We start from the raw sequence: 19,404 nt of genomic DNA on the forward strand, positions 1-19,404 counted from the left end.
ATTTCTCAAGCCCGGCGGGCCATCAGCAACACCGAAGCAGCACCCGACAACAACCCGGCGCAGCAGCGGTTGAATATCCGCTTGCCGCGTGGCTCGGCAAACCAGCGGCGCATGTGCAAGCCCATGTAGGCGTAGGCGCTGATGGCGATCCATTCCAGGCACAGGAACAACGCACCGAGCACAGCGAACTGCGGTGTGACCGCTTGTGTCGAGTCGACGAACTGCGGCAGGAAGGCGGTGAAAATCAAGATCGCCTTTGGATTGCCGGCAGCCACCAAAAATTCTTGCCGCGCCAGAGCCAGCACGCCGACCGGCGCTTTCACCGCCTCGGTTTCGATTTCGGGACTGGCGCGCCACAACTGCAGCGCCAGGTAAAACAGATAGGCCGCGCCTAGAATCTTGATCCCGTAGAACAACAGTTCCGAGGTCTGCAGCACCACGGCCAAACCGGCCGAGGCGAGGGCGATCATTCCGGCAAAGGCCAGCAGGCGACCCACCCCGGCGACGCAGGAGGTGCGATAGCCGTAGCGGGTCGAGTTGCTCACCGAGAGCAGGTTGTTCGGACCGGGGGCCATGTTCAAAGCGAAACAGGCGGGAAGAAATAAGGTGAGTGTTGCGAGATCCATGATGGGCTCCATGGGATATTTTTATTTCAGGCAGTGTGGCTAATGCCAGTCAGTCAAGACATTACGCGGACAGTAGCAGCTGGCGAAGCCTGCGTCCGGCTGCGCAGCAGTCGTAAAACAGTCACTGCGGTATCCAGACAAATCGTGGAAGCAGGATTTGCGACGGCTTCGCCGCCGGACGCAGCCTTCGGCAGCTGCTACGGGGGGCAGTGCTGAACCTGAAATTCCTTAACTGACTGGCATTGGCAGTGTGGCTGCATTGTGCCTTGGACTCAGGTGTCACCCGCAGATGCAGAGAGTGTATGTGATGTGTCGAGGAACAATCAGCCTCTTTTTCAGGGTGGCGATATCGCCAAAACGAGACCAGGATTGGGGGATCTGCCCCGTAAACGGGGGCAAGGGGATTGTCTTGTTCCTGGGTGTTTGTCTTCTTTCATTCAAAAGAAAACCTATAAAGCCTGCCCCAAGACTTTATAGGTTGTCAGTCAATGCAGCCTTTCAGGTCCCGCTCTTGTCATCTCCAGGCTCACCGCCTACATGAACGCCCCGATCATCCCCAGGCTCGCCTGCTGCGTGAACACCGTGGTCATCCCCAAGCTCGCCTGCTGCGTGAACACCGTGGTCATCTCCAAGCTCGCCGGCTGCGTGAATGCCGTGGTCATCGCCAGGTTCGGCATGACTTCCATCACGGCCAGAAGCCGAACTCCCTGAGTGGCCTTCGCCGGCATGACCATCGCCATGCCCGCTACCACTTCCACCACTGTGGCCTGCGCCGCCCCCATCACCATGGCCGCTGCCACCCTCCCTGGCATAGGCACTCGAAAATCCAGAAATTGTGTCAGGTACCAGGACGGTTGATGTCGATAAGATTGCGCCGATAGCTAATGCCAATAAAGGCTTTGTGATAAGCATATTGACCTCCAACTTGACTCCCAGGATAGGAAGCCCGATGGGAGAGGGAGCAAATCACAGGCCAACTGCTGGATCGACTGCTGATACCCTGGCAAGGCTTACGCCTCCCCATCCATTGTAAAAAAACCATGCTGATAGCGAGCGTCTGCCTCATCCCGGAGGTGGCGCCATTGGGAGAAGACAGGATGTCTATTGCTCGACCTGCTGCCTGGCAGTCACCCGCTGGTGTGAAGATCCATACAGCCAAGGGGCGTACAGCGCGCTATAGCAACGCTGACACCCGGTGACCAACGCGCTGCGCGTTATGCCATTGACGCTAACCTGATACTTGAGGCCGGTTTGCTCGACATCGGTAATGTTTGCGTCGTGTTTTGACTGCCAGCCATGTTGTGTCATTGGCGGATGAAGAAACGGCGGGAGCGATCATCCCGGTAAAGGTCAGCAGACGACCCGTTCATACCGCACTCCCTAGGGGGGCATTTTTCTTCAATACAGGCATGGGAGCGCTCTTTATCCTGAGTGCTGGAATTACCCAACTGACTTGAAGAAGGTACGTGATGAGTTTGATTATCTCCATGGCCGCATTTGCCCTGGCCTCCTCGATTAACCCTGGACCGGCCAATATCTTCGCCTTATATCAACGAAATATTGGGCTGGGCTTGCGGCAGGAATGTAAGTCGGCGCAAACAGGTTATGAACTTTGTGGTAATGGGGTTGTTTGAAACTCAAGAGACACTCTCTGCGCTTCTGATTCAACCCAACCATCTGCAGGGTGTGATGAAGTGGCAAAAAATTGCCAGTTGGCAAGTAATTGATATCGACATCGGCAGTGACACTACAAAGTTTGCCGGGCTGCTCGATGGTTGGGCTGACTTCAGTGTGACAAAACTCAAAGAACTGAAGATTTATTGTTAGTTGTGGAGGATTCAATGAATTTCGATGCTGCCGTTCACAAATGCGTAATTGTAGTCGACAAAGCACTGGGGCTGGGACATGCGGCCAATGCCGTCAGCGTCATCGGCGTCAGCCTGGGGCGTTCGGTAGAAGGTCTGGTCGGACCTGACATGCAAAGCCGTGACAATGTTAATTACCCCGGAGTCATCTACGCACCGTTGCCGATTCTGCTATCCACCAATGAGTATTTGCAGGCGCTTCAAGAGAAAGCGCTGGCGGATGATGAAATCCATACCATGCCATTCAGCGCGCTGGCGCAATCCTGCAAAACTTATCAGGAGTATGAGACGCGTATCTCCGAGGCCGATAGTTCAGCCATAGAATTGGTTGCCATTGGCTTGATCGGGCCACAGAAAAAAATCAGTAAGTTGACCGGTAATCTTTCGCTGTTTAAATGACAAGGAGGTTGTAGTGTGCGCTTTATTCAAGCCTGAACCTGGGCGTGACGATCTTCAAGCCGGTCGGATTAGCTATGCAGGATCTGGTTTTTTCCCGGGAAGTCGTCAGGCAGTGGGTCGCTGCATCCTGTTGATGCCGTTGATAACCTTGCTTGCCGGAAGCGGAAATCATCGAGCAATACAATAATAAATTACCTGAGGAAAGCGACATGCTCGATTTGACACAAGTACTTACCTATTCGGCAGCGCTGGGCATCGCGGCCGCCATTCCCGGCCCCGGCATGGCGGCGCTGGTGGCGCGCAGCGTCAGCGGTGGCGCGTTGTCGGGCTTTTGTCTGCTGTTTGGGTTGATTCTCGGCGATCTGACCTACCTGTCATTTGCGGTCTTTGGTCTGGCGATGATCGCCGAGCACTTCAATGCGTTGTTCCAGCTGGTACGCTGGGCGGCGGCGCTGTACCTGTGCTATCTGGCCTGGCAGTTCTGGTTCGCCAACCATCAGGCTATCGAAGTCGGCAAGCAGGTGAAGAAGAAGGAGCTGCTGTCGGCGGCGATATCCGGTCTGACCATTACCCTGGGCAACCCGAAGACCATCGCCTTCTATCTGGCGTTGTTGCCGCTGGTGATCAACCTTGAGACGGTCTCGTTGCAGACCTGGGGGCTGATGCTGGTGCCACTGACCATTCTCGTTCTGCTGGGCGTTGGCGCGCTGTTCATTGTCGGCGCGGTGCGCATCCGGCACCTGCTGTCGAGCTTGCGAGCGCAACAGCGGCTGTTCCGCGGCGCGGCGGCGATCATGGTAGCGGCTGCCGCGGCGATGCTGATTCGTTGAGGCCCTCAGTGGCCGTGGCTGCGCCCTGCATCGGAGTGTTCCGCTTGCGGCGCGGTCACGGCGCCACTCATTGCCGGCTCTTCAACTCACAGCTTGTAACCGATCTGTCGCAACAGGTTCTTGCGCCACAGGATGTCTTCGTCGCCTTCAATGTCCTTGGCGCAGAAGCAATCTACTACGCCCAGGATCGCTCGTCCTTGCTCTATTTCAGCGAGAATGACTTCAGTTGGATTGGCTGTCGCACAAGGAATTTGTGAGGCCATGAGGGGAACTCAACTGCGATATTGCCCCGGCGTCGCCGCCAGATGTTGCTTGAACGCCCGCTGAAAATGCGCCTGATCGGCAAACCCGGCTTCCAGTGCGACATCGGCAATCAATTTGCCGCTGCGCAGTTGCGCCCGGGCGAACTGGATACGCCGATTCACCAGAAACGCATGAGGGGTCATGCCGTAGTGCTGCTTGAAGGCGCGGGTCAGGTAGGAGGCCGATAGCTGCGCAGCCTCACAGATGTCATCGAGCTTCAACGCCAACGTGCAATTGTCCCGGATGTACTCTGCCGCCCGTTCGAGCTTGAGGTTGATCTCACGGCCCAGGAGTTCGGAGGGGTTGAGTCTTTGCTGCAAGTCAGAGAAAAACGCCACTGCGCTGTTGTGTTTTTGCAGCGGTTCGGCCTGTTCGTCGATCAGTACCTCATACAGCCGGTTCAGCCCCGCATACAGGCTGGCGTCGGTGGTATGGGTGGTGGAGAAAGCCCGAAAGTCCAGCTCCGGACTGAACCCCAGCGTGTGCTGAAGATCGGTCAGCCAAGGCGTGTCGACGTAGAACATGCGATACGACCAGGGCTGATCGTCGATCGGGTTGCAGGCGTGGACATCACCGGGATTCATCAGCACTACGGTACCGGCGCTGACCCTCAGGTGACTGTTCTCATGAATGTAGGTGCTTTGCCCTGCGGTAATTGCACCAATGGAAAAGTGCTCGTGCGAATGCCGGGCGTAGCAGACCTCGCGGCCGTCCGCGATGGAGCGGACTTCGATAAAAGGCAAGGCTTCGTCACGCCAGAAGCGTGGCGCCTTGTCAGCATCTTTCGCAGGGTTATGGGTCATCGTCGGGCGTCCATCGGCAGGCCAGCTCTAGAGTGTATTAGCTCTGACCGGCAAAGGCTTGCTCGAGTGCGGCAATATCGATTTTCTTCATCTGCAACATGGCTTGCATGGCCCGTTGGGATTTTGTTGTGTCGGGATCTTTCATCATCTGCATCAGCACGGTCGGAACAATCTGCCAGGAAACGCCAAATTTATCCCTGAGCCAGCCGCACTGCTGGGCTTGTTTGTCACCGCCTTCAGACAGGGCGTTCCAGAAGTGGTCGACTTCATCCTGGGCCAGGCAGTTGACCTGGAACGAAATGGCCTCGCTGAAGGTGAACACCGGTCCGCCGTTCAGGCCAGTAAAGGATTGACCGTCCAGCTCAAAACTGACAGTCATCACCGAACCTTCGGGCCGGCCATGAAGCTCGAAACCGGCTTTGCCATAGCGAGTGATAGCGGTGATTTTCGAGTGATCGAAGAGTGAGCAATAAAACCCGGCGGCGGCTTCGGCCTGGTCGTCAAACCACAGGCATGGAGTGATCTTTTGAATGCGTTGCATGGCGGTTCTCCTTTTCGGTAGTCACGGCGCAATAACAGCGTAGCCCCCCGATAGTCGTCCGGCCGCGCCGTAGATCGACAATTATGTCCTGATCTGGAAAATGAGAATGCTTCAATATGCAGTCTTAATGACTGCGCATGTGGTCATTAAGACCAATTATGATTATGGTCATATTGACTATTGTTGTCTTAAATGGCTGATACATATGGTATTTAATCTTGGCGCGGGACTTGATCGGTCAACAGTACAACTGAACCATTTCAGGAGTACGCCCAAGTGTTTGAATTCTTCAGCTCCCCTCAGAATGTCCTGCACCTTTCGAGCAAGGTCCTTGGGCTCGGTGTGGTCCTGCTGTGCACCGGTGTCATCGGTGCCTATGGTTACGAAGGTCAACTCGGGATCGTGACGCTGGTGTCCATGCTGTTTCTTATGCGTTACACAGGGATTTTGTTCGGACCTCGGCTATAAGGAAATTGATGGGTGTCAGCAAAGGGCGGCTTCGAAAGAAGCGGCCCTTTTTCGTGACCGGTGGTCGCTGAAAATGAACCGCTTGGCAAAGTGCGCTTAGCTCTATGGATAACCCAATGCGCGCGTAGACCGGGTCGGCCACAGCGTCGCAGCTCAAGGACCCCGTGAGTCCTGTCATCGGCATGAGGAATAACCATGCTTACGCTCAACATCAACGGCAAAGCGCAGCAGTTCGACGTCGCCGATGACATGCCATTGCTCTGGGTGCTGCGCGACGTGGCACACCTGACTGGCACCAAGTTTGGCTGCGGCATTGCGCAATGCGGTGCCTGCACCGTGCATGTCGATGGCGCGCCGTTGCGCTCCTGTATCACCCCGGCCTCGGCGGTGGCCAAAGGGCAAAAAATCCTCACCATCGAGGGCCTGTCGAAAGACGGCTCGCACCCGGTGCAGCGGGCCTGGGCTGAGCTCGATGTGGTGCAGTGCGGTTACTGTCAGTCCGGACAAATCATGTCGGCAGCAGCCTTGCTGGCGAAAATTCCCTCGCCGAGCAACCGCGATATCGATCAGGCCTTGTCGGGGAATATCTGTCGTTGCGGTACCTATCCACGTATTCGCGCTGCAGTGAAGCGCGCGGCCGAGCTCGGCTGAAAAGCCGCGGTGCGCCGTTGGCACGTACTTGTGGACCTGGAGGCTTGGCGATGAATCGCGTGATAGAGACTTCGCGGCGTAACTTTCTCAAAAGCACAGTACTGATAGGCGGAGGCCTGGTCGTGGCCTTTGTCATTCCCGGGGCCCATCGTTTCACCCAGGCTGAGTCAGGGACGGACAGACCTTTTGCGCCCAACGCCTTTCTGCGCATCGCCAGTGATGGCAGCGTCACGGTGCTGCTGGGGCATTCGGAAATGGGTCAAGGCATCTGGACCGGGTTGTCCATGCTGATCGCCGAGGAGCTGGACGCCGATTGGTCGAAGATTCGCGTCGAACATGCTCCGGCAGCGGCGGTTTATGGTTTGCCGGCCTTTGGCGGGATGCAGATGACCGGTGGCTCGACGTCCACCTGGATGGAGTTCGACCGTTACCGTCTGGCCGGAGCGACCGCCCGGATCATGTTGATCGAGGCGGCTGCCAAACGCTTTAACGTCGCGCCCTCCGAAATTCGTACCGAGCAAGGACAGGTCATTGCCGGTGATCATCGGGCCAGTTATGGCGAGTTGGCCAATGACGCCGGTCAGCTACCGCTGCCGGATCCGGCCTCGATAAAGCTCAAGGAGGCGAAAGACTGGAAAGTGATCGGCAAGCCGACCAAACGTCTCGACACCCCGGAGAAAATCACTGGGCGGGCCCGGTTCGGCATGGACGTGCAGTTCGACGGGCTGCTGACGGCGATGGTCGCTCGTTCGCCGGTGTTTGGCGGTACCGTCAAATCCTTCGACGGCGCAGCAGCCATGGCCGTACCAGGGGTACGCAAGGTGGTGCAGGTGCCCACCGGCGTTGCGGTGGTTGCCGAGCATTTCTGGGCGGCGAAACTGGGCCGTGATGCACTGAAGGTCGAATGGGACCTGGGGCCCCATGCCGATCTGGACAGTGGGACGCTACTGGAAACATTTCGCAAGTTGGCCACCACGCAAGGCGTGTCTGCGACCCAGGCTGGCGATGCGGCTGGCATCTTGGCCAAGGCGGTGAAAACCGTCGTCGCCGAATACAGCGTGCCGTACCTGGCCCATGCGCCCATGGAACCGCTCAACTGTACGGTCAAGCTCACTGCGGACAAATGCGAAATCTGGACTGGCACTCAATTCCAGACCATGGATCAGCAAACTGCAGCGAAAATCACTGGCCTCAAGCCCGAGCAAATCGAGATCCATACGACCTTTCTGGGCGGAGGTTTTGGCCGGCGAGCCAACCCGTCGTCGGACTTTGTCAGCGAAGCGGTGCAGGTGGCCAAAGCGGCCCAGGCACCGGTCAAGACTGTCTGGGCCCGCGAGGATGATGTGCGCGGCGGTTACTACCGTTCGGCGTTTTTGCATCAGGCGCGTATCGGTCTTGGTGCTGATGGGCTACCGATTGCCTGGAAGCACGTGGTGGTGGGGCAGTCGATCATGGCTGGCACACCGTTCGAAGCAGGTTTTGTAAAGAACGGTATCGACGGTACGTCCGTCGAGGGGCTGGCCGACGGGCCTTATATGAAAGGTCTGGCGAATCATCAGGTGGATCTGCATTCACCGAAAACCGGGATCCCGGTGTTGTGGATGCGTTCGGTGGGGCACAGTCACACCGCGTTTGTCGTGGAGTCGTTGATCGATGAGCTGGCCACTGCGGCCGGTAAGGATCCGGTGGAATACCGGCGAATGTTGCTCAAGGACCATCCGCGGCATTTGGGCGCGCTGAATCTGGCGGTGGAGAAGGCCGGGTGGGGAGCGCCCCTGCCTGAGGGACATGCGTTGGGAGTTGCCGTGCATGAGTCGTTCGGCAGTTACGTCGCTCAGGTGGCCGAAGTTTCGCAGGACAACCTGGCGATCCGTGTACATCGGGTTGTCTGCGCCGTGGACTGCGGAATTGCGGTGAATCCGGCAAGCATTGCCGCGCAAATGGAGTCCTGCATCGCCTTTGGCCTGAGTTCGACCTTGCACAGCAAACTCACGATCAAGGCGGGACGCGTTGTGCAGTCCAACTACCATGACTATCAGGTGCTGCGCCTGAACGAAATGCCGCTGGTCCAGGTGCATATCGTGCCCAGCAGCGACAAGCCCGGTGGCATCGGTGAAGCCGGTGTACCGCCCACGGCACCGGCGGTGGCCAACGCGGTGTTTGCCTTGACCGGTCAACGCTTGCGCGAATTGCCGTTGCGCCTGGCAGGGGTTTGAGATGAAAAGACAGTTGTTTCTGGGCGCGTTGATATTGATCGGCTTTGGTGGCTATGCCGACGATCTGTTTGCCAGGGATGAGGCGGCGCTGGCAGCCTTTGCCACGGTGCAGAAAGTCTTCCAGAGCCCGCGTTGCCAGAACTGCCACATACCCGGCGATTCGCCGTTGCAATTCGATGCCGGCGTTCCTCATGCCATGGACGTGGTGCGTGGTGAGGACGGCAAGGGTGCGGCGGGATTGCCTTGCGCAACCTGCCACGCCGAGACCAATCCTCCCGCCAGTTACGGACCTCACGCGCCACCGGGCGCGCCGAACTGGAGCCTGCCGCCGCCCGCGCACAAAATGGCCTGGATTGGCCTGCCGGCCGATAAGCTGTGCCAGCTCATCAAGGATAAATCGAGTAATGGCGACCGCGACTTTGCCGCGCTGATCAAACACGTCAGCGACGACAAACTGGTGCTGTGGGGCTGGAACCCCGGCGGAACACGGGCACCGGTGCCGGTCGCCCATGACATTTTTGTCACCCGGTTCAAACTGTGGGCCACAGCGGGTGGGCCGTGCCCGCTGGGGCACGGCATGGAGACGACTCAGCTAAGGTGAGAGATATCGCGGAGTAAATCCGCGTGTGGACTGATCAACGGAACATACATGCCAAAGGAGTGCGTGATGCTGGCCCCAATCAAACCTGTCAATGAGAATGCCCGCGTAGAGACTCTGCGCTCGTTGAATGTCCTCGACACCTCCCCGGAGGAGCGCTTCGACCGCCTGACCCGTCTGGCCAGGCGCGTGTTCAATGTGCCGATCGCCTTGGTCAGTCTGGTGGATGCAGACCGGCAGTGGTTCAAGTCCGGCGCTGGGCTGGCGGTCAGTGAGACCGGGCGTGATATTTCTTTTTGCGGCCATGCGATCCTCGAGGACCAGATGCTGATGGTGTCGGATGCGCAGCACGATGAGCGCTTCCATGACAACCCGCTGGTCGTCGGCGAACCAGGCGTTCGTTTTTATGCGGGCTGCCCGCTGACCGCTGCTAATGGCGACACACTCGGTACCTTGTGCCTGATCGACACGAAACCCCGCCAACTGAACGACGAAGAGCGCGAGCTGCTAAGTGAGCTTGCGCGCATGGCTGAGCAGGAGTTGGCGGCAGTGCAGGTGGCGAGCATGGATGAACTGACGCTGCTGTCTAATCGCCATGGTTTCGAGGCCTTGGCCCAACACGGGTTGAGCGCTTGTAAACGGCTGAAAAAACCGGCGACGCTGCTATTTTTTTACCTCGACGACTTCAAACGGATCAGCGATTGGTACGGCCATGCCGAGTGTGATAACGCGCTTAAAACCTTCGCTGACGTGCTTCGCATCGCGTTTCGTGAAAGTGATGTGATCGGCCGTTTGGATGGGGATGAATTCGTGGCGTTGCTGACCGGCTCCCATCACGTGGAGACTTCGGCAATCATGGCGCGCCTGCAAGAGATTCTGGATGAGCGTAACTCGACCTTGCAGCGCGGCTACGCCATCCGCTTCAGCGTCGGCCAGATCGAATATGACCTGCAGCGTCACGAATCGATCGAGGATTTGCTGGCCGATGCCGACTGGGCGATACATACACATAAGCAGGTTTTCAGGAAACGTTAATACCTCGTCCTCAGGCTTACTTGGCGAACAACTGATCGATGTCCTTGAATGCCTTGAACTCCAGGGCATTGCCGCAAGGGTCGAAGAGGAACATGGTGGCTTGTTCGCCCACCTGGCCCTTGAAACGGATGCAGGGTTCGATCACGAACCGGGTGTCGAGGGATTTCAGTCGTTCGGCCAGGGTTTCCCACTCATCCATCGCCAACACCACGCCAAAATGCGGGACCGGAACGTCATGACCGTCCACAGCATTGGTGTGTGCGGATTCTTGCGAAGCGGTTTTGGCATGTTCATGGATGACCAGTTGATGGCCGAAAAAATTGAAGTCGACCCAGTGATCGCTGGAACGACCTTCTTCCAGGCCGAACACTTGGCCATAGAAACGGCGCGCTGCAGGTAGATCGAAAACCGGGATGGCCAAGTGAAAGGGAGAAAGTTTCATAGGATCAATCCTCGGTTGTAGGGAGTCGAACTGATTCTAGACTTGTTGTTTTTGATTGAAAGACCCAAATTTTTGCGTCCAGCTCAAATTATTTCGATCTGTTGAGTCAGGTCGACACCGGCGAAGTCGATCTGGCGATCCTGATCAAACCGCCCTTTGAGCTACCCAAGGAGCTGTCTGCACAGGTCATTCGCCGGGAGATCGTGCTACTTGTACGGCATAACCAGGGTAAATTGCCCATTCAACAGCTGTTTGCCCGGTGTTTGCCGGAAGGCGTTCAGGAGGCGTAGTTCAGTGGGGGAGCGGGCTCATAAAAAACCCGCCAATTGGCGGGTTTTTTCACAGCGTGGGCATCACTCTTCGAGGTTGCCCATGGCGGTGGTGTTGAAGCCGCCGTCTACATACATGATTTCGCCGCTGATGCCGGATGCCAGGTCCGAACACAGGAAGGCGCCGGCATTGCCGACTTCGTCGATGGTGACGTTACGACGCAGCGGAGTTTGCGCTTCGTTGGCGGCCAGCATTTTGCGGAAGTTCTTGATGCCGGAGGCGGCGAGGGTGCGGATCGGGCCGGCCGATACGGCGTTGACGCGAGTGCCTTCCGGGCCCAGGGAGCCAGCCAGGTAACGAACGCCCGCTTCCAGGGAAGCCTTGGCCATGCCCATCACGTTGTAGTTCGGCATGGTGCGCTCGGCACCCAGGTACGACAGGGTCAGCAGGCTGCCGTTACGGCCTTTCATCATTTCGCGACCGGCTTTGGCCAGGGCCACGAAGCTGTAGGCGCTGATATCGTGAGCGATGCGGAAACCTTCACGGGTGGTGGCTTCGGTGAAGTCGCCGTCCAGTTGGTCGCCCGGGGCGAAGCCGACGGAGTGGACGATGCAGTCCAGGCCATCCCACTTCTTGCTCAGATCGATGAAGACCTTGGCGATTTCTTCATCGCTGGCCACGTCGCAAGGGAAGCACAGCTCAGGGCCCGAACCCCAGCCAGCGGCAAACTCTTCGACACGACCTTTGAGTTTGTCGTTCTGATAAGTGAAGGCAAGCTCAGCGCCCTCGCGATGCATGGCGGCAGCGATGCCGGATGCGATGGACAGCTTGCTGGCGACACCGACGATCAGTACGCGCTTACCGGCGAGAAAACCCATGTGTTGCTCCTCTCTTCAGGTTATTCGACAGCTGTTGGGGCCAGAAAAGCGGCCTCCAGCAGCTGCTGTGTATAGGGATGTTGCGGTGCGGCAAAAATGTTTTGCGCCTCACCTTGTTCGACCACCTGGCCGTGCTTGACCACCATCAACTGATGGCTGAGCGCTTTGACTACCGCCAGGTCATGGCTGATAAACAAATACGTCAGGTTGTACTTGGTTTGCAGTGAACGCAGCAGCTCCACTACCTGGCGCTGGACTGTCCGGTCGAGCGCCGAAGTGGGCTCGTCGAGCAGAATCAACGCCGGTTTTAGCACTAATGCCCGGGCAATGGCGATTCTTTGTCGTTGCCCGCCGGAGAACTCATGGGGGTAGCGGTTCCGGGTTTCCGGGTCCAGACCTACTTCCTTGAGCGCTGCGATAATCGCTTGTTCCTGTTCGGCCTGCGTGCCCATCTTATGAATCCGCAGGCCTTCGCCAACAATCTGGCCCACGCTCATCCGTGGGCTCAGGCTGCCGAAGGGGTCCTGAAAGACCACCTGCATTTCCCGCCGCAGCGGTCGAACCTGTTGCTGCGTCAGGCAGTCTAGCTGCTTGCCCTCGAAACGGATCGCGCCTTTGCTGCCGATCAACCGCAAGATCGCCAGGCCCAGGGTGGATTTGCCGGAACCACTTTCACCGACGATCCCCAGGGTCTGGCCCTGAGGCAGGCTGAAATTGATGCCATCTACCGCTTTCACGTAATCGACGGTGTTGCGCAGAAAGCCTTTCTTGATCGGGAACCAGACTTTCAGATCCTCGACTTCCAGTAACGGCGCGCCGGCCATATTGGTCGCCGGGTTGCCGCGAGGCTCCGCTGCCAGCAGCTCCTGAGTGTAAGGATGCCGTGGTGCGCGGAACAACTCTTCGCACGATGCCTGTTCGACGATACAACCACGCTGCATGACACATACGCGATGCGCAATTCTTCGCACAAGGTTCAAGTCGTGGCTGATCAGCAGTAACGCCATGCCCAGACGGGCCTGCAACTCCTTGAGCAATTCGAGGATTTTCAGCTGAACGGTGACGTCCAGGGCGGTAGTCGGTTCATCGGCGATCAGCAGTTCCGGCTCGTTTGCCAGGGCCATGGCGATCATTACCCTTTGCCGCTGGCCGCCAGACAGCTCGTGGGGAAGGGCCTTGAGGCGTTTGTGTGGCTCGGGGATGCCTACCAGCTCAAGCAATTCCAGTGTGCGTTTGGTCGCGACTTTGCCGCTCAGGCCTTTGTGCAGACCGAGCACTTCGTTGATTTGTTTCTCGATCGAGTGCAGCGGGTTCAGCGACGTCATCGGTTCCTGAAAGATCATCGCGATCCGGTTGCCACGGATGTGGCGGATGGTTTTTTCTCTCTGGCTCAGCAAGTCCTGTCCGGCGTACAGGATGGCGCCGGTCGGATGGTGTGCCAAGGGGTAGGGCAACAGGCGCAGGATCGAATGCGCGGTCACCGATTTACCCGATCCGCTTTCGCCCACCAGGGCCAGGGTTTCACCGCGTTTGATATTGAAGCTGACGCCTTCGACCACCCGCTGGCGGCGTTCGCCGACGACAAACTCGACGGAGAGGTCGCGGACTTCGATCAGATTGTCCTGATGCATTTCACTTCCTCGGGTCGAAGGCGTCGCGAGCGGACTCGCCGATAAACACCAGCAGGCTCAACATGATCGCCAGCACGGCGAAGGCGCTCATGCCCAGCCACGGCGCTTGCAGGTTGGATTTACCCTGGGCCACCAGCTCGCCGAGGGACGGCGCGCCGGGGGGTAGACCAAAGCCGAGGAAATCCAGAGCAGTCAGGGTGCCGATGGCGCCGGTGAGGATGAACGGCATGAAGGTCATGGTCGACACCATGGCGTTGGGCAGGATGTGGCGGAACATGATTGCACCGTTCTGCATGCCCAGCGCCCGGGCGGCACGTACGTATTCGAGATTGCGCCCACGCAGGAACTCCGCGCGCACCACGTCCACCAGGCTCATCCAGGAGAACAGCAGCATGATCCCCAGCAGCCACCAGAAGTTCGGCTGCACGAAACTCGCGAGGATGATCAGCAGATACAGCACCGGCAACCCGGACCAGATCTCCAGAAAACGCTGCCCGGCCAGGTCGACCCAGCCACCATAGAAACCCTGCAAGGCACCGGCGATCACGCCGATGATCGAACTGAGGATGGTCAGCGTCAGGGCGAACAACACCGAAACCCGAAACCCGTAGATTACCCGGGCCAGCACGTCGCGACCCTGATCGTCGGTGCCCAGCCAGTTATCGGCCGAAGGCGGCGCGGGTGCCGGGACTTTCAGGTCGTAATTGATGCTCTGATAGCTGAATGGAATCGGCGCCCACAGGATCCAGGCGCCCTTGGCCTTCAGCAGTTCGCGGATGTACGGGCTCTTGTAGTTGGCTTCCAGCGGAAATTCGCCGCCGAAGGTGGTTTCCGGATAACGCTTGAGCGCCGGGAAATACCAGCCGCCGTCGTAATGCACGGCCAGCGGTTTGTCGTTGGCGATCAGCTCGGCACCCAGGCTTGCGCCGAACAGGATCAGAAACAGCCATAGCGACCACCAGCCACGCCTGTTGGTCTTGAACAGTTCGAGACGTCGGCGATTGAGGGGGGAAAGATTCATCTCAATGCTCCCGGCTTTCGAAGTCGATACGCGGATCGACCAGGGTATAGGTGAGGTCGCCGATCAGTTTCACTACAAGACCCAGCAGGGTGAAGATAAACAGCGTGCCGAACACTACCGGGTAGTCGCGGTTGATCGCCGCTTCGAAACTCATCAGGCCCATGCCGTCGAGGGAGAAAATCACTTCCACCAGCAAGGAGCCTGTAAAGAAGATCCCGATGAAGGCTGACGGGAAACCGGCGATCACCAGCAGCATGGCGTTGCGGAACACGTGACCGTAAAGCACTCCGTGATTGGTCAGGCCTTTGGCCTTGGCGGTGATCACGTATTGCTTGTTGATCTCGTCGAGAAAGCTGTTTTTCGTCAGCAAGGTCATGGTCGCGAAGTTGCCGATCACCAGTGCCGTCACGGGCAGTGCCAGGTGCCAGAAGTAGTCTCGGATCTTGCCGACCCAGCTCAGTTCATCGAAGTTGTTCGAGGTCAGGCCTCGTAATGGGAACCAGTCGAAATAACTGCCACCGGCGAACACCACGATCAGCAGGATGGCGAACAAAAACGCCGGGATTGCGTAGCCGACGATGATCGCCGAACTGGTCCAGACGTCGAAATGGCTGCCGTGCCGAGTGGCCTTGGCAATCCCCAGCGGAATCGACACCAGATACATGATCAGCGTGCTCCAGAGCCCAAGTGAAATGGACACCGGCAATTTTTCCTTGATCAGGTCGACGACCTTGGCGTCGCGGAAAAAGCTGTCGCCAAAATCCAGGGTGGCGTAGTTCTTGACCATGATCCACAAACGTTCCGGCGCCGACTTGTCAAAGCCGTACATGTGCTCGATCTCTTTGACCAGTGCCGGGTCCAGGCCCTGGGCACCGCGGTAGCTGGAACCGGCCACCGACACTTCTGCGCCGCCGCCAGCGATGCGGCTGGTGGCACCTTCGAACCCCTCGAGTTTGGCGATCATCTGTTCTACCGGTCCACCGGGGGCCGCCTGGATGATCAAGAAGTTGATCAGCAAAATACCGAACAGGGTCGGGATAATCAGCAACAGTCGCCGAAAAATATACGCCAGCATCTTATTGCTCCACGCCTGCAGGTTCGGCTTGCACCTTGGTTTGAACTTCTATCGCCGGTTTGGCGTCGGGTTTGATCCACCAGGTGGAAATGCCCACCTCATTGGTCGGCGAGACCTTGGGGTGACCGAGATGATTCCAGTACGCGACGCGCCAGGTCTTGATGTGCCAGTTCGGGATCACGTAGTAGCCCCACTGCAATACCCTGTCGAGGGCGCGAGCATGGGCTACCAGGCTTTTGCGCGAATCGGCGTTGATCAGCTGATCGACAAGCTGGTCGATGACCGGGTCTTTCAAACCCATGGAGTTGCGGCTGCCGGGTTTGTCGGCACTTTCGGACTTCCAGAACTCGCGCTGTTCGTTGCCCGGCGAACTGGACTGCGGGAAGCTGCCGACCACCATATCGAAATCCCGCGAGCGCAGGCGATTGATGTACTGGGAAACGTCGACCCGACGGATCACCAGATCGATCCCCAGATCGCTGAGGTTGCGCTTGAACGGCAGCAGTACCCGCTCGAACTCGGTCTGGGCCAGTAGAAACTCGATGATCACCGGCTTGCCGTTAGCGTCGACCATTTTGTCGTCGACGATGCGCCAGCCAGCTTCTTGCAAGAGTTGATAGGCCTTGCGCTGCTGGGTGCGGATCATGCCGCTGGCGTCGGTCAGCGGGTTCTGGAAAGCCTCGCTGAACACCTGCTCGGGAATTTTTCCTCTGAACGGATCGAGGATCGCCAGTTGATCCTGATCCGGCAGACCAGTGGCGGCCATTTCCGAGTTTTCGAAGTAGCTGCGGGTGCGTACGTAGGCGCCGTTGAACAATTGCTTGTTGGTCCATTCGAAGTCCAGCAACAGGCTCAGGGCCTGACGCACCCGAACATCCTGGAACACCGGGCGGCGCAGATTGAAGACAAAACCTTGCATGCCGGTAGGGTTGCCGTTGGGTATCTGTTCCTTGATCAATCGACCCTCGGTAACCGCCGGAATGTTGTAGGCATTGGCCCAGTTCTTCGCGGTCATTTCCAGCCAATAGTCGAACTGACCGGCCTTCAGGGCTTCCAGTGCTACGGTGTTGTCGCGGTAGTAATCGATGGCCATTGTGTCGAAGTTGTAGAAACCACGGTTGACCGGCAGATCCTTGCCCCAGTAGTCCTTGACCCGCTCATAGCGAATCGAGCGCCCGGCCTTCACCGAAGTGACTTTGTAGGGGCCACTGCCCAGCGGGATCTCCAGGTTGCCTTTGCTGAAATCGCGGTTTTCCCACCAGTGTTTGGGCAATACCGGCAATTGCCCGAGGATCAGCGGCAATTCGCGGTTGTTATTGTGTTTGAACTTGAACAGTACTCGCAACGGGTCTTCGGCGACCACCTCTTCGACGTCAGCGTAGTAACCGCGGTACAGCGGGGCGCCATTTTTTATCAGGGTCTGAAAGCTGAACACCACGTCGTCGGCACGAACCGGGTGGCCATCGTGGAAACGGGCCTCAGGTCGCAGGTAAAAGCGCACCCAGGTGTTGTCCGGGGCCTTTTCGATTTTGCTGGCGATCAGGCCGTATTCGGTGAATGGCTCGTCGAGCCCCTGTTTGGCCAGGGTGTCGTAGATCAGGTTGATGTTGTCGGCTGGAACGCCCTTGTTGATGAACGGATTGAGACTGTCGAAGCCACCAAAACCGGCCTGGCGGAAGGTGCCGCCCTTAGGCGCATCCGGGTTGACGTAATTGAAGTACTTGAAATCTTCCGGGTATTTAGGCGGTTCGTTGTACAGCGTCAGGGCATGTTGCGGGGCAGCTTGGGCAGCGCACGCAAGTCCCGTGAACAACAGGCCACAGGCCCGCAGGAGCAGGGCACGCAAGGGCATCATTGGGCTTTCTCCGAAGGCTTCAGCCACCATGCGCTCAGACCCAGGTCGTAAGGGGGCGTGGTGACGAAGGCGAACCGGTTGCGGTACGCCAGGCGGTGATAATTGAGATACCAGTTGGGGATAATGTAATGCTGCCACAACAGTACCCGGTCCAGGGCTTTGCCTGCGGCCAGTTGTTCGTCGCGGGTCTTGGCCGCGAGTAACTGTTCCAGCAGATGATCGACCACCGGGTTGGCGATACCCGCATAGTTTTTGCTGCCCTTGACCCCGACCTGGCTGGAATGGAAGTACTGCCATTGCTCCAGGCCCGGGCTGAGGGTTTGGTCGAGAGTCATCAGGATCATGTCGAAATCGAACTGGTCGAGGCGCTGTTTGTACTGCGCGCGATCCACTGTGCGCAGGCGGGCGTCGATGCCGATGCTGGCGAGGTTCTCGGCGTAGGGTTGCAGAAGCCGTTCCAGGTTGGGATTGACCAGCAGGATTTCGAAACGCAGGGGCTGGCCGGCGCTGTTCTGCAGGCGTTGACCATTGAGCTTCCAGCCGGCTTCAGCCAAAAGCCCGAGGGCGCGACGCAGGGTTTCCCGCGGGATGCCGCGGCCATCGGTTTGCGGCAGGCTGAAGGGCTGGGTAAACAGGTCGGCGGGCAACTGGTTGCGATACGGCGCGAGCATCAGCCATTCGTGGCCGACCGGAACGCCTGTGGCGGAAAACTCGCTGTTGGGGTAGTAGCTCATGGCCCGTTTATAGGCACCGCTGAACAGTGTGCGGTTGGTCCACTCGAAATCGAACATCAGGCCCAGTGCTTCGCGCACCTTGATATCGGCGAAAGTACTGCGGCGGCCGTTCATGAACAGCCCTTGGGTCTGGGTCGGAATCTGGTGGGCGATCTGCGCCTTGATCACCTCCCCACGGCCTGCCGCCGGGAAGTTATAGCCATTGGCCCAGTTCTTGGCCTGGTGTTCGATGTAGATATCGAACTCGCCGGCCTTGAACGCTTCGAAGGCCACATCGCTGTCGCGGTAGAACTCAACCTCGACCCGGTCGAAGTTGTATTTGCCGCGATTGACCGGCAGGTCCTTGCCCCAGTAATCCTTGACCCGCTCGAACACCAGCTGTCGACCGGGTTGTACCTGGGTGATTCGATAAGGACCACTGCCCAATGGCGGCTCAAAGGAAGTAGCCTTGAAGTCGCGGCCTTCCCAGTAATGCTGTGGCAGCACCGGCAGTTCGCCCAGACGCAAGATCATCAGTGGATTGCCAGCACGTTTGAAGACGAAGCGGATACGTTGCGGGTTGAGGATGTCGACCCGTAGCACTTCCTGCAGGTTGGTCCGGTATTGCGGATGGCCTTCCTTGAGCAGCAAGCGGTAGGAAAACGCTACGTCGTAGGCGGTGATCGGCGTGCCATCGTGAAAGCGCGCTTCGGGCCGCAGGTTGAACACCACCCAGCTGCGGTCTTCGCTGAATTCCACGGATTGGGCGATCAGGCCATAGCTGGACGTTGGCTCATCGCCCGAGGGGGCGTATTGGCCGGTGCCGGCCATCAGGGGTTCATTCAGCTCGTTGACGCCGTATTGCAGGAAGTTGGGCGTCGAAACCGGGCTGGTGCCCTTGAACGTGTAGGGGTTGAGTGTATCGAAGGTGCCAAATGCCATGATCCGCAAGATACCGCCTTTTGGCGCTGCAGGATTGACCCAATCGAAATGGGTGAATTTGGCCGGATACTTGAGCGTGCCGAACTGCGCATAACCATGGCTTTCGCTGATCGTCGCGCCTGCGGGAAAGCTCAAGGCCAGACTGATTAGGAGCAGGAGGAGGGGACGCGTCAAGGCAGAGATCCGATCCAGGCGGCTTGGGCTTTGTGATCGGTACAGTAACAGCTTGTATCGACAGGAAA

General features: G+C 58.1%; 19 protein-coding genes and 3 pseudogenes. 10 read left to right on the plus strand and 12 right to left on the minus strand.

Annotation, left to right across the window (positions count from 1 at the left end; translation table 11 throughout):
• Positions 1 to 5 precede the first annotated feature (5 nt).
• Positions 6 to 626: a LysE family translocator gene (locus tag AC07W5_RS15100; RefSeq protein ID WP_495023713.1), complete on the minus strand. Its 621-nt coding sequence runs from the start codon at positions 624 to 626 to the stop codon at positions 6 to 8.
• 498 nt (positions 627 to 1,124) lie between these two features.
• On the minus strand, positions 1,125 to 1,538 hold the full coding sequence (locus AC07W5_RS15105) for a hypothetical protein (RefSeq protein ID WP_495011848.1): 414 nt from the start codon (positions 1,536 to 1,538) through the stop codon (positions 1,125 to 1,127).
• Positions 1,539 to 2,095: 557 nt separating this feature from the next.
• Here AC07W5_RS15105 and AC07W5_RS15110 point away from each other — a divergent pair.
• From AC07W5_RS15110 to AC07W5_RS15125, 4 genes and pseudogenes are all read left to right on the plus strand, one after another.
• Positions 2,096 to 2,173, plus strand: a pseudogene (locus AC07W5_RS15110) (LysE family translocator); the annotation flags it as partial.
• A 58-nt stretch (positions 2,174 to 2,231) separates the two neighbouring features.
• The gene (locus AC07W5_RS15115) at positions 2,232 to 2,453 is read left to right on the plus strand and encodes a hypothetical protein (protein WP_495023714.1); all 222 of its coding nucleotides are present in this window, start codon (positions 2,232 to 2,234) and stop codon (positions 2,451 to 2,453) included.
• A 14-nt stretch (positions 2,454 to 2,467) separates the two neighbouring features.
• Positions 2,468 to 2,890 (plus strand): DUF2000 domain-containing protein, encoded by a 423-nt coding sequence (locus tag AC07W5_RS15120; protein ID WP_494991433.1) that lies wholly within the window; start codon positions 2,468 to 2,470, stop codon positions 2,888 to 2,890.
• A 209-nt stretch (positions 2,891 to 3,099) separates the two neighbouring features.
• Positions 3,100 to 3,720 (plus strand): LysE family translocator, encoded by a 621-nt coding sequence (locus AC07W5_RS15125; RefSeq protein ID WP_494991434.1) that lies wholly within the window; start codon positions 3,100 to 3,102, stop codon positions 3,718 to 3,720.
• An 86-nt stretch (positions 3,721 to 3,806) separates the two neighbouring features.
• On the opposite strand, the pseudogene AC07W5_RS15130 reads toward AC07W5_RS15125, so the two are convergent.
• The 3 genes and pseudogenes from AC07W5_RS15130 to AC07W5_RS15140 form a co-directional block, all read right to left on the minus strand.
• Positions 3,807 to 3,965: pseudogene (locus AC07W5_RS15130) on the minus strand (adenosine-specific kinase); the annotation flags it as partial.
• A gap of 27 nt (positions 3,966 to 3,992) precedes the next feature.
• A complete protein-coding gene (locus AC07W5_RS15135) occupies positions 3,993 to 4,826 on the minus strand; it encodes an AraC family transcriptional regulator (protein ID WP_495023715.1) in 834 nt (277 codons plus the stop codon).
• Positions 4,827 to 4,863: 37 nt separating this feature from the next.
• Positions 4,864 to 5,367 (minus strand): VOC family protein, encoded by a 504-nt coding sequence (locus AC07W5_RS15140; protein ID WP_495023716.1) that lies wholly within the window; start codon positions 5,365 to 5,367, stop codon positions 4,864 to 4,866.
• 276 nt (positions 5,368 to 5,643) lie between these two features.
• Here AC07W5_RS15140 and AC07W5_RS15145 point away from each other — a divergent pair, with 276 nt between their 5' ends.
• The 5 genes from AC07W5_RS15145 to AC07W5_RS15165 all read left to right on the plus strand — a co-directional run bounded on the left by AC07W5_RS15145 (position 5,644) and on the right by AC07W5_RS15165 (position 10,335).
• Positions 5,644 to 5,835, plus strand: a complete 192-nt coding sequence (locus tag AC07W5_RS15145; protein ID WP_495011852.1) for a hypothetical protein — start codon at positions 5,644 to 5,646, stop codon at positions 5,833 to 5,835.
• Between the two features lie 195 nt (positions 5,836 to 6,030).
• Positions 6,031 to 6,486 (plus strand): (2Fe-2S)-binding protein, encoded by a 456-nt coding sequence (locus tag AC07W5_RS15150; protein WP_494991439.1) that lies wholly within the window; start codon positions 6,031 to 6,033, stop codon positions 6,484 to 6,486.
• 50 nt (positions 6,487 to 6,536) lie between these two features.
• The gene (locus AC07W5_RS15155; RefSeq protein WP_495023717.1) at positions 6,537 to 8,702 is read left to right on the plus strand and encodes a xanthine dehydrogenase family protein molybdopterin-binding subunit; all 2,166 of its coding nucleotides are present in this window, start codon (positions 6,537 to 6,539) and stop codon (positions 8,700 to 8,702) included.
• 1 nt (position 8,703) lies between these two features.
• Positions 8,704 to 9,303, plus strand: a complete 600-nt coding sequence (locus AC07W5_RS15160) for a hypothetical protein (protein WP_495023718.1) — start codon at positions 8,704 to 8,706, stop codon at positions 9,301 to 9,303.
• 66 nt (positions 9,304 to 9,369) lie between these two features.
• A complete protein-coding gene (locus AC07W5_RS15165; RefSeq protein ID WP_494991442.1) occupies positions 9,370 to 10,335 on the plus strand; it encodes a GGDEF domain-containing protein in 966 nt (321 codons plus the stop codon).
• 16 nt (positions 10,336 to 10,351) lie between these two features.
• Here AC07W5_RS15165 and AC07W5_RS15170 read toward each other — a convergent pair whose 3' ends face one another.
• On the minus strand, positions 10,352 to 10,777 hold the full coding sequence (locus tag AC07W5_RS15170; protein ID WP_495011856.1) for a VOC family protein: 426 nt from the start codon (positions 10,775 to 10,777) through the stop codon (positions 10,352 to 10,354).
• A 95-nt stretch (positions 10,778 to 10,872) separates the two neighbouring features.
• Here AC07W5_RS15170 and AC07W5_RS15175 point away from each other — a divergent pair.
• A pseudogene (locus AC07W5_RS15175) lies at positions 10,873 to 10,992 on the plus strand (LysR family transcriptional regulator); the annotation flags it as partial.
• A 138-nt stretch (positions 10,993 to 11,130) separates the two neighbouring features.
• On the opposite strand, the gene fabI reads toward AC07W5_RS15175, so the two are convergent.
• Genes fabI through AC07W5_RS15205 form a run of 6 tightly spaced genes read right to left on the minus strand, consistent with a single transcriptional unit; the run spans position 11,131 to position 19,336 of the window.
• Entirely contained in the window at positions 11,131 to 11,925 is a 795-nt protein-coding gene (gene fabI / locus AC07W5_RS15180) for an enoyl-ACP reductase FabI (RefSeq protein WP_494991444.1), read from the minus strand.
• Between the two features lie 20 nt (positions 11,926 to 11,945).
• Positions 11,946 to 13,556 carry an ABC transporter ATP-binding protein gene (locus AC07W5_RS15185; RefSeq protein WP_495011857.1) on the minus strand — a complete coding sequence of 537 codons (1,611 nt, stop codon included), beginning with the start codon at positions 13,554 to 13,556 and terminating at the stop codon, positions 11,946 to 11,948.
• Position 13,557: 1 nt separating this feature from the next.
• A complete protein-coding gene (locus tag AC07W5_RS15190; protein WP_495011858.1) occupies positions 13,558 to 14,577 on the minus strand; it encodes an ABC transporter permease in 1,020 nt (339 codons plus the stop codon).
• Position 14,578: 1 nt separating this feature from the next.
• Positions 14,579 to 15,652, minus strand: coding sequence for a microcin C ABC transporter permease YejB (locus AC07W5_RS15195; RefSeq protein ID WP_495011859.1), 1,074 nt, complete (start codon positions 15,650 to 15,652; stop codon positions 14,579 to 14,581).
• A gap of 1 nt (position 15,653) precedes the next feature.
• Complete coding sequence (locus AC07W5_RS15200; protein ID WP_495011860.1) at positions 15,654 to 17,507, minus strand: extracellular solute-binding protein; 1,854 nt, start codon at positions 17,505 to 17,507, stop codon at positions 15,654 to 15,656.
• Positions 17,504 to 19,336: an extracellular solute-binding protein gene (locus AC07W5_RS15205; protein WP_495023719.1), complete on the minus strand. Its 1,833-nt coding sequence runs from the start codon at positions 19,334 to 19,336 to the stop codon at positions 17,504 to 17,506. The genes AC07W5_RS15200 and AC07W5_RS15205 overlap by 4 nt, the downstream gene beginning before the upstream one ends.
• Positions 19,337 to 19,404 lie beyond the last annotated feature (68 nt).

The organism is Pseudomonas sp. GW821-FHT01E05 (genome assembly GCF_059422425.1).

Coding starts and splice junctions, on each gene's coding strand:
- AC07W5_RS15100 (WP_495023713.1), bottom strand. CDS start 626: ATGGATCTCGCAACACTCACCTTATTTCTTCCCGCCTGTTTCGCTTTG.
- AC07W5_RS15105 (WP_495011848.1), bottom strand. CDS start 1,538: ATGCTTATCACAAAGCCTTTATTGGCATTAGCTATCGGCGCAATCTTA.
- AC07W5_RS15115 (WP_495023714.1), top strand. CDS start 2,232: ATGAACTTTGTGGTAATGGGGTTGTTTGAAACTCAAGAGACACTCTCT.
- AC07W5_RS15120 (WP_494991433.1), top strand. CDS start 2,468: ATGAATTTCGATGCTGCCGTTCACAAATGCGTAATTGTAGTCGACAAA.
- AC07W5_RS15125 (WP_494991434.1), top strand. CDS start 3,100: ATGCTCGATTTGACACAAGTACTTACCTATTCGGCAGCGCTGGGCATC.
- AC07W5_RS15135 (WP_495023715.1), bottom strand. CDS start 4,826: ATGACCCATAACCCTGCGAAAGATGCTGACAAGGCGCCACGCTTCTGG.
- AC07W5_RS15140 (WP_495023716.1), bottom strand. CDS start 5,367: ATGCAACGCATTCAAAAGATCACTCCATGCCTGTGGTTTGACGACCAG.
- AC07W5_RS15150 (WP_494991439.1), top strand. CDS start 6,031: ATGCTTACGCTCAACATCAACGGCAAAGCGCAGCAGTTCGACGTCGCC.
- AC07W5_RS15155 (WP_495023717.1), top strand. CDS start 6,537: ATGAATCGCGTGATAGAGACTTCGCGGCGTAACTTTCTCAAAAGCACA.
- AC07W5_RS15160 (WP_495023718.1), top strand. CDS start 8,704: ATGAAAAGACAGTTGTTTCTGGGCGCGTTGATATTGATCGGCTTTGGT.
- AC07W5_RS15165 (WP_494991442.1), top strand. CDS start 9,370: ATGCTGGCCCCAATCAAACCTGTCAATGAGAATGCCCGCGTAGAGACT.
- AC07W5_RS15170 (WP_495011856.1), bottom strand. CDS start 10,777: ATGAAACTTTCTCCCTTTCACTTGGCCATCCCGGTTTTCGATCTACCT.
- fabI (WP_494991444.1), bottom strand. CDS start 11,925: ATGGGTTTTCTCGCCGGTAAGCGCGTACTGATCGTCGGTGTCGCCAGC.
- AC07W5_RS15185 (WP_495011857.1), bottom strand. CDS start 13,556: ATGCATCAGGACAATCTGATCGAAGTCCGCGACCTCTCCGTCGAGTTT.
- AC07W5_RS15190 (WP_495011858.1), bottom strand. CDS start 14,577: ATGAATCTTTCCCCCCTCAATCGCCGACGTCTCGAACTGTTCAAGACC.
- AC07W5_RS15195 (WP_495011859.1), bottom strand. CDS start 15,652: ATGCTGGCGTATATTTTTCGGCGACTGTTGCTGATTATCCCGACCCTG.
- AC07W5_RS15200 (WP_495011860.1), bottom strand. CDS start 17,507: ATGATGCCCTTGCGTGCCCTGCTCCTGCGGGCCTGTGGCCTGTTGTTC.